The organism is Myxococcus llanfairpwllgwyngyllgogerychwyrndrobwllllantysiliogogogochensis (assembly GCF_006636215.1).
GTDB lineage: Bacteria > Myxococcota > Myxococcia > Myxococcales > Myxococcaceae > Myxococcus > Myxococcus llanfairpwllgwyngyllgogerychwyrndrobwllllantysiliogogogochensis.
This window is the reverse complement of record NZ_VIFM01000772.1, coordinates 1-444: the sequence shown is the minus strand read 5'-3', so window position 1 is coordinate 444 and position 444 is coordinate 1. Positions and strand designations below refer to the sequence as shown.

Here is a 444-nt window from a genome sequence, read left to right as displayed (position 1 = left end):
GGGTTGAGCGCCGAGAGCGGCTCCTGGAAGATCATCGCGATGTCGCCGCCGCGCAGGCCGCGCATCGCCTGCTCCGGCAGCGCCAGCAGATCCTGCGCGGGTGCGCCGTCGCGACCCTGCAGCAGCGCGCGGCCCGTGACGTGAGCGTCCGGCACCAGCCGCAGCAGCGACAGCGCCGTGATGGTCTTGCCCGACCCGGATTCGCCCACCAGCGCCAGCTTCTCGCCGGCCCCGATGTCGAAACCCACGCCCTGCACCACCGCCTTGTCGCCGAAGCGCACGTGCAGGCCCTCGACGCGCAGCAGCGGCGCGGTGGCCGACGGAGAAGGAGATGGGGTACTCATTGTTTCCGCGGGTCGAGGGCGTCGCGCAGCGCATCGCCCATGAAAGTGAGCAGCAGCAGGGTGCCCGCCAGCACGGTGAAGGTGAAGATCGAAATCCACC

General features: G+C 70.5%; 1 protein-coding gene. It reads right to left on the bottom strand.

What is annotated here, in order from left to right; translation table 11 throughout:
- Nucleotides 1-344, bottom strand: a 344-nt coding sequence (locus FJV41_RS57405; RefSeq protein WP_141649623.1) for an ATP-binding cassette domain-containing protein, incomplete at its 3' end; no start/stop codon positions are given.
- Nucleotides 345-444: the final 100 nt, after the last annotated feature.